The organism is Gemmatimonas sp. (assembly GCF_044345575.1).
GTDB lineage: Bacteria > Gemmatimonadota > Gemmatimonadetes > Gemmatimonadales > Gemmatimonadaceae > Gemmatimonas.
Map to the genome: position 1 here is coordinate 1 of NZ_JBIJAW010000116.1, position 9,433 is coordinate 9,433.

7 protein-coding genes are annotated in these 9,433 nt (G+C 65.7%); 1 reads left to right on the forward strand and 6 read right to left on the reverse strand.

Annotated elements, in window-relative coordinates; translation table 11 throughout:
- On the reverse strand, nucleotides 1-473 hold a 473-nt coding region (locus ACIQ6O_RS08685; protein ID WP_396207383.1), incomplete at its 3' end, for a hypothetical protein.
- A gap of 109 nt (nucleotides 474-582) precedes the next feature.
- On the opposite strand from ACIQ6O_RS08685, the gene ACIQ6O_RS08690 reads away from it, so the two are divergent.
- Complete coding sequence (locus ACIQ6O_RS08690) at nucleotides 583-1,596, forward strand: S1/P1 nuclease (RefSeq protein WP_396207384.1); 1,014 nt, start codon at nucleotides 583-585, stop codon at nucleotides 1,594-1,596.
- Nucleotides 1,597-1,655: 59 nt separating this feature from the next.
- Here the strand turns inward: ACIQ6O_RS08690 and ACIQ6O_RS08695 are convergent, their stop codons facing one another.
- From ACIQ6O_RS08695 to sprA, 5 genes are all read right to left on the reverse strand, one after another.
- The gene (locus ACIQ6O_RS08695) at nucleotides 1,656-2,852 is read right to left on the reverse strand and encodes a type II secretion system F family protein (RefSeq protein WP_396207385.1); all 1,197 of its coding nucleotides are present in this window, start codon (nucleotides 2,850-2,852) and stop codon (nucleotides 1,656-1,658) included.
- Between the two features lie 74 nt (nucleotides 2,853-2,926).
- Entirely contained in the window at nucleotides 2,927-4,099 is a 1,173-nt protein-coding gene (locus ACIQ6O_RS08700) for a type IV pilus twitching motility protein PilT (RefSeq protein WP_396207386.1), read from the reverse strand.
- A gap of 88 nt (nucleotides 4,100-4,187) precedes the next feature.
- The gene (locus ACIQ6O_RS08705) at nucleotides 4,188-6,029 is read right to left on the reverse strand and encodes a GspE/PulE family protein (protein WP_396207387.1); all 1,842 of its coding nucleotides are present in this window, start codon (nucleotides 6,027-6,029) and stop codon (nucleotides 4,188-4,190) included.
- A 15-nt stretch (nucleotides 6,030-6,044) separates the two neighbouring features.
- Nucleotides 6,045-6,596, reverse strand: coding sequence for a ComEA family DNA-binding protein (locus ACIQ6O_RS08710; RefSeq protein ID WP_396207388.1), 552 nt, complete (start codon nucleotides 6,594-6,596; stop codon nucleotides 6,045-6,047).
- A gap of 324 nt (nucleotides 6,597-6,920) precedes the next feature.
- Nucleotides 6,921-9,433 (reverse strand): cell surface protein SprA (gene sprA, locus ACIQ6O_RS08715; protein WP_396207389.1); only part of this gene is annotated, 2,513 nt, incomplete at its 5' end.

Consider the following 9,433-nt stretch of genomic DNA (forward strand, 5'->3'; position numbering starts at 1 on the left):
CCGGCGTAGATCGCAGAGACCGTATCGGCGGCAATCTCGAACTTCACCCCGTACCGTCGTCGCTGCTCCCACACGAAGTAGTAGAAGCCCGTCGGGTCGTACTTGTGCGGGACGATATCGAGCCGGTTTCCATACAGCTGCCGCAGGCGCGCGGTGCGATCGCCCACGCGGGCACCGGACCTGGTGGCGAACGCGGCGCTTCGGATCTGTGCGCGGGTGACGCGTCCGTTCTGCACCATGAGCGAGAGCCCCTCGAAACCGCGCACAGGGTACAGGTAATCGCAGGCCGTCTGCACCGGCGCATTCTCGATGGTGCGGAGGCTCGTCCCCAGGCGTCGCTCGGCGGCTCCGCGGGACAGCCCGGCCGACGCGGTGCCGACACCACGGGTGTGAATGGGCCATGACTGCGCGGCAGCGGCCGAGGCGCACAGCATCGCGAGCGCTCCGGCGGCAGCGAAGAGACGCGTGTTCATGTTCGAGGAATTCCGGGAGAACGGTGCGGTTTGTCGGAGAGGCATGGTGTACGGCCGGAACAGTGCACGGTTGCTGCGCGCCCATGCAAATGTCGGGTAACTTCGACGCATGACACGCCTCCCTCTGCTCCTGCTCGTCGCGACGCTCGCGGCGCCGGTCGCCGCGCCCGCCGCACATGCCCTCCCCACGCCTATGGGCCGGCGATGGGACGCTACCGGTCACCGGGCGATGGCCGCCGTGGCCTACGACCGCTTGCGCCCCGCTACCCGGGCGCGCGTGGACGCCATCATGCGTGCGCACCCGGACATCGCCGCGCTGGGGGCGAATCTCGATGTGGCGACGCCGGCGGGAATCCGTGAGGTGTTCTTGCGGGCATCGGTGTGGCCTGACCAGATCCGCGGCGACGCGCGGTTCTACCGCGAGGGCGACGCGACGTCGCCGGTCACGCCATTGCTCCCCGGCTATCCCACCATGGCTCGGCGCGAAGGGTGGCACTATCTCACCCGTTCGTTTTCCACCGACGGCACGCCCACGCAGGTGCTGACGGAGCCCAACGTGACGACGGCGTTCCCGATGTTGGCCGAGTCGTTACGAGACAGCGCGGTGCCGGCCAGCGTGCAGGCGTACAACCTCACGTGGATCATTCACGTGGTAGGGGACCTGCACCAGCCGCTGCATGGCACCTCGCGTTCCGCCGCGACGCAGCCAGCGGGCGATGCGGGAGGAAACCGCGTGTGGGTTCAGCTGCCCGGCTTCGAACGCGATTCCATCAACTTGCACGCGGTGTGGGACGGCTGGGTGGGCCGTGCATCGCGTGCGCTCCCCATCGACGAGGTCGCGACCGGTCTTGCGCGTGATCTTCCGGTTGCGGCCGGCCAGCCCGACGATGCCCTGAGCACGCCCCGTGGTGCGGCGCTCGCGGCCACGGTGCGCGGTTGGGCCGACGAAAGCGCCACGCTGGCGCGATACGTCGCTTACGATCTGCCCGCGCGGCTCAGCGGTGCCCCGCCCGTGCTCAGCGACACGTATGTGGCCCACGGCACACGCATCGCGCGGCACCGCCTCGCGCTCGCCGCCTACCGACTGGCAGCCGTGATCGAGTCGCAACTCGGCGGCGAGTAGCCGTAAGCACGAGCGGGGCCGGTCGTTCGACCGGCCCCGCTCGTTTTCACCCGCCCACCTTACTTCACCGAGTTCACCATGTCGAAGATCGGCAGGTACATCGCGACGATCATGCCGCCCACCACCACGCCGAGGAACACGATCATCACCGGCTCGAGGAGGCTGAGCAGCGCGCTCACGGCGGCGTCCACTTCGTCGTCGTAGAAGTCGGCGATCTTGGTGAGCATTTCGTCGAGACCGCCGGTCTGTTCGCCAACGGCGATCATGCTGATCACCATCGGCGGGAACACTTCGCTCTTCTGCAGCGGGCCGGCAATGGTATCACCACCGGCGATGCTCGCCCGGCTGTCCATGATGGCGTCCTGCACCACGCGGTTACCCGACGTGCGCGCCGTGATCTCGAGTCCGTCGAGGATGCTCACGCCGGAGCTGATGAGGGTGCCCAGCGTACGCGTGAAGCGCGACACCGCCGACTTACGGAGCACGTCGCCGAGCACCGGCACCTTGAGCAGCAGCCGGTCGATCACCAGCTGCCCCGGCGCGGTGGCATAGTACTGTTTGAGCAGGAAAGCCGAGCCGGCGCCGCCGCCAAGCAGGGCCCACCAGTAGCTGTTGAGGAAGTGCGACAACCCAATGACGATCTGCGTGGGAAGCGGAAGCTCCATCCCTACGCTGCCGAACATGCTGGCGAATACCGGGATCACCTTCCACAGCAGGATGACCACGCACAACGCCGCCACGCACATGATCACCGTGGGGTAGATCATCGCGCCCTTCACCTTGCGGACGAGGGCGTCGTTCTTTTCCATGAAAATCGCGAGACGATTGAGGATGGTATCGAGGATACCGCCCGCCTCACCGGCCGCCACCATGTTCACATAAAGGTCGGAGAACGCCTTGGGGTGCTTGCGCATCGCATCGGCCACCGTGTTGCCCGATTCCACGTCGAAGACGACCTGGCGCACCACCGACGCGAGCGCCTTGTTCTCCGACTGGCGGGCCAGGATGTCGAGCGCCTGCACGAGCGGCAAGCCGGCGTTGATCATCGTGGAGAACTGCCGCGTGAAGATCACGATGTCGCGCATCTTGATCGACCCGCTGGTCTTCTGCGGCGTCGCCTTGCTCTCGTCCACCTTGATGATGGAGAGCCGCTGCCGACGCAACTGGGCGACGGCATCGTCACGGCTGGGCGCCTCGATGGTGGCGGACTTGAGGTCGCCGTTCGTGGTGCGCGCGGTGTAGGTGAACGTAGGCATAAACGACTCAGGAAGCAGGTAGCTGGGAGCAGGATGCGGAAAGCAGGCCCTACAACGTCAAGACGACCGGGCGGCTATCGTCGCAGCCCGCCGGTCAGCGGCCGTTCACCGGTGCGGCTGCCGTTGGCGCCCGCCGGCGCGGCCGAGAAGCCGTCATCCATGGGGCCCTTGCCGATCATGCGAAGGAATTCGTTGGCATCGCTCGACGACCGCACGCATTCATCGGCGCTGACCAGCCGGTTCACGTAGAGCTGATAGAGCGCATCGTTGAGCGTCTGCATACCGAACTTCTTGCCGGACTGCATGAGCGAGTAGATCTGGTGCACCTTGTCGTCGCGGATCAGCGCGCGAATGGCGGGCGTCACCACGAGCACTTCGGCGGCCATGGCGCGGCCACGACCCGAAAGCTTGGGGAGCAGCACCTGCGTGACGATCCCCTCCAGCACGAACGCCAGCTGAGCGCGCACCTGACTCTGCTGGTGGCTGGGGAACACGTCGATGATACGATTGATCGCCTCGGCGGCGCTGTTGGTGTGCAGCGTGGCGAACACGAGGTGACCCGTTTCGGCGATGGTGAGCGCGGCCTGGATGGTCTCCAGGTCGCGCATTTCGCCGATGAGGATGACATCGGGGTCTTCGCGGAGCGCGTACTTGAGGGCCGCCGCGAAGCTCTTCGTGTCGGCGCCGACCTCGCGCTGATTGATGATGCAGTTGCGATGCCGGTGAATGAACTCGATCGGGTCTTCCACCGTGATGATGTGGCCGCGGCGCTCACCATTGATCTTGTCGATCAAGGCCGCGAGCGTCGTGCTCTTACCGGAACCGGTGGGGCCGGTCACGAGCACGAGGCCGCGAGGACGCTCGGCGAACCCGGCGATCACCGAGGGCAGCTGCAGCTCGGCGAACGTCTTGATCTGGAAGGGAATGCGCCGGATGACCATGGTCACACAGCCGCGCTGCTTGAACACGTTGCCGCGGAAGCGGGACAGGTTCGCGATGCCGAACGAGAAGTCGAGCTCGTCCTCCATTTCGAACCGCTTCTTCTGGTTCTCCGTGAGCACCGAGTACGCCAACTGCAGCGTGTCCCGCGGCGTGAGGACATGCTCCACCGAAGAGTTCACGATATCCCCATCCACGCGCAGCTTGGGACGATCGCCGGCCGTCACATGCAGGTCGGACGCGTCCCGCTCGATCATTTCGTCGAGCAGCGTGCGGAGGGAGACAGGGGACTGGGCGGGAGCGGTCATGAGATCACGAAAGGGGAGCCGGGATGCAAGCGCATGCCGAATGCTGGACGACTTGGGGGGCAGCAGGAAACGCTACCGTCACAGTTCCTCATGACGACGTTTCACGGATGACCTGTTCGAGCGTCGTGACGCCCTTGAGCACCTTGAGCCAGCCGTCCATGCGCAGGGTCAGCATGCCGTCCTCGATGGCGGCATCGCGGATCACCTGCACGTCGGCATTCTGCATGACCAGCTTCTTGAGGTTCGGCGTCATGAACATGACCTCGTACAGACCCTGACGACCCTTGAGGCCGGTGCCCCCGCACGCGTCGCAGCCGTGTCCCTTGAAGAAGGGGAGGTCGGCGATCCGTGTGTCGAGGGAGAGGTTGGCGAGGAACGGCAACGCCTCGGGGGTGGCCTTCAGCTTGGCGTTGTCGAGCGCTTCCGTGGTGAACCGCAGGTCGCGCAGCGTGGTATCGGGCTTCACCTTCGCGCCCGCCAGTTCCGCCACATCGGGCTCGTACTTCACCTTGCACCTGCTGCAGATACGACGTACCAACCGCTGGGCGAGGATGAGGTTGAGCGCCGACGCCACGTTGAACGGTTCGAGCCCCATGTCGAGCAGGCGGACGATCGTTTCCGGCGCCGAATTGGTGTGCAGCGTGGACAGCACCATGTGCCCGGTAAGCGCGGCCTTGATGGCGATACCGCCCGTTTCGAGGTCGCGGATCTCACCGAGCATGATGACGTTCGGGTCCTGACGGAGGAACGCCTTGAGGGCGGCCGCGAACGTCATGCCGATTTCGGTGCGCACGAGCACCTGGTTGATCCCGAAGAGGTTGTACTCGACGGGATCTTCGGCGGTCATGATGTTGGTGTCGAGATTGTTGATCTTCGACAGTGCTGAATAGAGCGTGGTGGTTTTGCCGGAGCCCGTGGGCCCCGTAACCAGCACCATGCCATACGGGTTGGAGATGGCCTCCATGAACTCGCGCTCGGCGCGCGGTTCAATACCGAACTTCTCGAGGTCGAGGGTAAGGTTGCCCTTGTCGAGGATTCGGAGCACGACCTTTTCGCCGAACAGCGTGGGCAGCGTACTCACACGGAAGTCGACGACTTTCTTGCCGACCTTGAGCTTGATGCGCCCGTCCTGCGGGACGCGCCGCTCGGCGATATTGAGCGACGCCATGATCTTGAAACGGGAAATGAGTGCCGCGCGCATTTTCATGGGCGGCTTCATCACTTCCAGCAGCGCACCGTCGATGCGGTAGCGCACCCGGAGTTCGTGCTCGAAGCATTCGAAGTGAATGTCCGACGCGCCCTTGCTCACGGCGTCCACGAGAATGGCATTGATGAGCTTGACGACCGGCGCTTCGTCGACCTGCGCAGCAAGGATACTGGCGTCGGTGTTCTCGTCCGGGTTATCGAGGACCTCGACATCATCATCTTCCGCCGCGATGTCCTGCAGCAGCGCCTGCATCTGGATCTCGTTGGCCTCGTAGTGCTTCTCGATGGCCGCGCGCATGGAGAACTCGCCCGCCAGCACGGGGACGATGTCGTAGCGCGTGATGAACTTGAGATCCTCCACCACCGTCATGGCGGTGGGGTCGGCAAGAGCAACGGTGAGCTGACGACCTTCGCGCTTGAGCGGCAGCACCGTGTGCTTCGAGGCGAGATCGGCCGGGATGAGCTTGAGCAGCCGGGGGTCGACTTCGAAGCGCGACAGGTCGACAGCAGGCATGCGGTACTGGCGCGCGAGCATGCGCACCACCTCGGTCTCCGGAACGAGCCCCATCTTCACGACGGTAAGCCCCAGTCGCTGGCCGGGATTATTGGCCTGCTCCTGGAGCGCCTTCGCGAGTGATTCCTTTGTCAGCAATCCTTCGCGCAACATGATGTCGCCGATACGTTCGGCGGCGCGACCGGACAGGGGGGTAGCGGGAGCAGCCATATGACCTGATTTCCGTCAGTACACGGATCCAGAGAGGTACGTGAGCGAGGGGGAGACCTCACTGTCTAATGGACTGTGCCCACCGGAAAACGTCACCAGCGAGTCCAGCAAGCGGACGGTGGCAGGACCGATGCCACGGACGTGACGGAGGTCGTCCAGCCCCTGAAACGGGCCGTGCCGTTCGCGCCACTCCACGATCCGTTTGGCGAGCGCGGGCCCGACCCGTGGCAATCGTTCGAGTTCGTTGGCCGATGCGCGGTTCACATCCACCGGTGCCGGCGGTGTAACCTCCTGCCGTGCCGAACGTTGGGGCGCAGACCGAGGCTGAGGAGAGGAGGCGACGCGGGACCGGGCCCGACGCCGCTTGGGGGCCCTGGCCGCGGAATCGACCGCAGCCAGCTGCGCCGTGAGGGCGCGGGCCGCGGGCGCGGTGTCACTGGCGCCGGCGCCGCTCGCCCGGGCGACGTCGGCCTCGAACCGGCGAACGCCCACGGCGCGGACCCCGGCCGCCAACAGGGCGAGGGCGACGAGGAAGGCGAGGGCGGTGCGCTCGTGGGGGGTGGGCATGGCCAACCTTACCACGGGGAGCGTTGGACACCGTTACCAGTTCCTTGGGCATTGGAGCATTTCTGCGCACCGCGGGGAAAAGCAGACGGCAGACGGCAGCAACGACAGCACGCAGTGACGGAGGAATTCGGAAGAACAAAACGGGGGCGACCGCTTCGCGGCGCCCCCGATTTCCTTGGCGGTTGGGCTATCGGGAGCCGCGCGAAGCGCTGGCTCCCGTGTTGTCCTACCGCATTCCTCCGCAACTGCGTGCTGTAGTTCCTGCCGTCTGCCGTCTGCGGTTTGAAGCCCACCCGATCCCACCATGCGCAGCCAGCCCGACGCCTACCTGAACTCCCCCGCAAAGAAGCGCATCTGCATGACCGCCGAGAAGATCAGGTTTGACGTGCGGCGATTGAAGTTGCGGTCGAAGTTCAGGATCTGGCTGCCGGTGACGGTGAAGCTCACGAGATCCGACAGATCGGTGTTGGCGTTCAGGTTGAACGCCCGGCGGCCGTTGTTGGTGAGCACGGCGGTCTGCGCGTTGAAGAGGGGGGACGTGGCCAGCAGCGCCTGCACCGATGTGCCGGTCACGAGGCTCGACGTCTCTTCACTCTGGTACGACACACTCGTGCGCATGCGCCCCGTGCGCGTGTTCCAGCTCTTGGGCAGCGGGAAAGTGCGCGACACATCGAAGCTCAGGCGCTTCGTGTCGCCGTTGATCACGGCCCCGGGGCGGAGGTCTTCGCGGCGCTGGCGGTCGACGCTGGCACTGGTGGCGAGGTTGCCGAGGGCCGACCAGGTGATGCTGGTGGACAGTGGCTGGCTGCGGGCGATGGTGCGGCTGCGATCGGCGAGGCCACCGGTTTCGTTGGGGATGGTCGTCTCCTGCTCCGAGAGGAGATACCGCCCGTTCACGTTCACCAGTGCAATCACCTTGGCGAGCCGTTGGGGCCGCCAGCTCCAGCGGACCGTGATGTCGGGGCGCACCACCTGCGCGCTCGTGATGACCGCCTGGAAGCCGTCGAGAGTGCGGCGGGTCCACGTTTCGGTGTTCCCCTGCTCCATTCGCGATTGCACGGTCAACGAGAACGGCAGATTGAGGGCGCCGGCGAGGGTACCGCGGCGCAAGCGGCCGGCCGTGGTGGCGAGTTGGGCGTCGAGCCCGCGGAACACGTCGACCCCTCCCAAACCGAACTGGAACCCGAAGCCGGGGATGTATGCGGTGTTGTCGTAATTGGAGGTGAGGCTCTGCTGCCACTGCAGATCGAGCGGGGCAAACAGTGTCCCCAGTCGTCGTAACGCCGTGCGGTCACGAGTGCGCCCCGACAGAAAGCGCGCCACGTCGAGGGTCGTGCCCAGGTTGAGCGACTGGGCGGCGCCGAGTCGCTTGGGCAACACGTATGCGCCCACCGTATCCTGCGCCCGCAGCAGCGTGCGCCCGTTGGGATCCTTGTACAGGGAGTAGCTGCTGGTGAAATCGAAGCGGGGGCGTACCCAGCTCGAGGTGGCGGGCGTGAAGTTGAAGGTGCTGGTGAGTGCACGCTCGCGCTCGAGCCCCATGTTGGCCCCGAGCAGCGACGACCGCTCCGCCCACGCCGTTTGCCCACGATCGATGCTGTCGGCGAAGATGTTCTCGCCACGATAGTCGCGCAGGTCAAGCAACTGCCGCGCGTTCACACTTGCCGCGAGCGCCGTGGTGGGGCGGAACTCGAGGGCCGCCGTGTTCTGCCAAAAGTGTGTGAGCCCGTTGGTCACCCGCCCGGTATCGGAGAGCGAGGCCGCGGCCTTGGTGAAGGACGTCACTTCGTTGGCGTTGCGCGCCAGCGCACTGTTGAGACGGAACGCGGTCGGCGCCCAGCGCAGCCGCTGCTCGCGGAACGCCTTCACCCCTTCCGATTCGCGCAGGCGGCGCGGCAGCAGCGCCACGATGCGATCGATCACGCGTGGAATCCGGCTTTCGCGCACGTCGCTGCCCAGCGTGAGCCCACCGCCCACGGTGTAGCTGCTGGCATCGAGCGACTGGAAGGTGCTCTGCGACGTGGCCGTGCTCCACGTGCCGTTCAGCGCGAGCCCGTTCACCAGAGGAGCGTACCACCCCTTCTCGAGCGGCGCCTGTCGACGCACGGAGAGGGCATAGTTGACGCGCCGGTCCTTCGGATTGCGCAGGTTGTCGAGGCCGCTCGCGCGCACGTCGGTGCGGTTGATGAACAGCTGCTCCACCCCGTTCGACGCGTAGTCGATGGTGAGCGGCATCGCCAACCCCAACCGGGCCGGCAGCATGCGTCCCAGATGCAACGTGGTGCCCACGTTCACGCCGCTCGACGTGAGGAACGACGGCGTTTCGTTGAGCTGGCGGAAGTTGGGGTCACGCCGACTGAGATTGACGCGGAAGTCGGCGACATCGCCGGCGTTCATGGTGACGCCCACTTCGCCGGCCATACCGATGTCGTTCACCACGTCGCTGAGGCGGACATCGTTCACCCAGAGCTCGAGTGAGTCACCCGCCATGATGCTGCTGCCACCACGCGGGATGCTGTCCACGCGCACGATCCCCACGGCAAGTTCCTGCACGCCGGCAAGATTGGGTGGCGTGACGGCCGGATCGGCGCTGTACACGATGTAGCCGTCTTCGCAAACCGCGTAGCGACGCACCGCGAGGCCGCGCGGCTTTCCGGAACGCTTCACGAGTTCGAGATCGGTGCCGCTGCACTGGACCGAATCGGCGCTACCTGTGAGGAACGCGTTCTCGAGCCGGGCCCGCAGCATCTGGAACTTGGTGAGATCCACCCGCACTTCCGGCAGCCAATCGCCCTGGCTCGGTCCGGCATTCACCGGCGTGCGATACATGTAGAAGT

Bases quoted from the DNA above. Each gene is read 5' to 3' on its own strand.
- ACIQ6O_RS08695 (WP_396207385.1), bottom strand. From the start codon at position 2,852: ATGCCTACGTTCACCTACACCGCGCGCACCACGAACGGCGACCTCAAG.
- ACIQ6O_RS08705 (WP_396207387.1), bottom strand. From the start codon at position 6,029: ATGGCTGCTCCCGCTACCCCCCTGTCCGGTCGCGCCGCCGAACGTATC.
- ACIQ6O_RS08710 (WP_396207388.1), bottom strand. From the start codon at position 6,596: ATGCCCACCCCCCACGAGCGCACCGCCCTCGCCTTCCTCGTCGCCCTC.
- ACIQ6O_RS08690 (WP_396207384.1), top strand. From the start codon at position 583: ATGACACGCCTCCCTCTGCTCCTGCTCGTCGCGACGCTCGCGGCGCCG.
- ACIQ6O_RS08700 (WP_396207386.1), bottom strand. From the start codon at position 4,099: ATGACCGCTCCCGCCCAGTCCCCTGTCTCCCTCCGCACGCTGCTCGAC.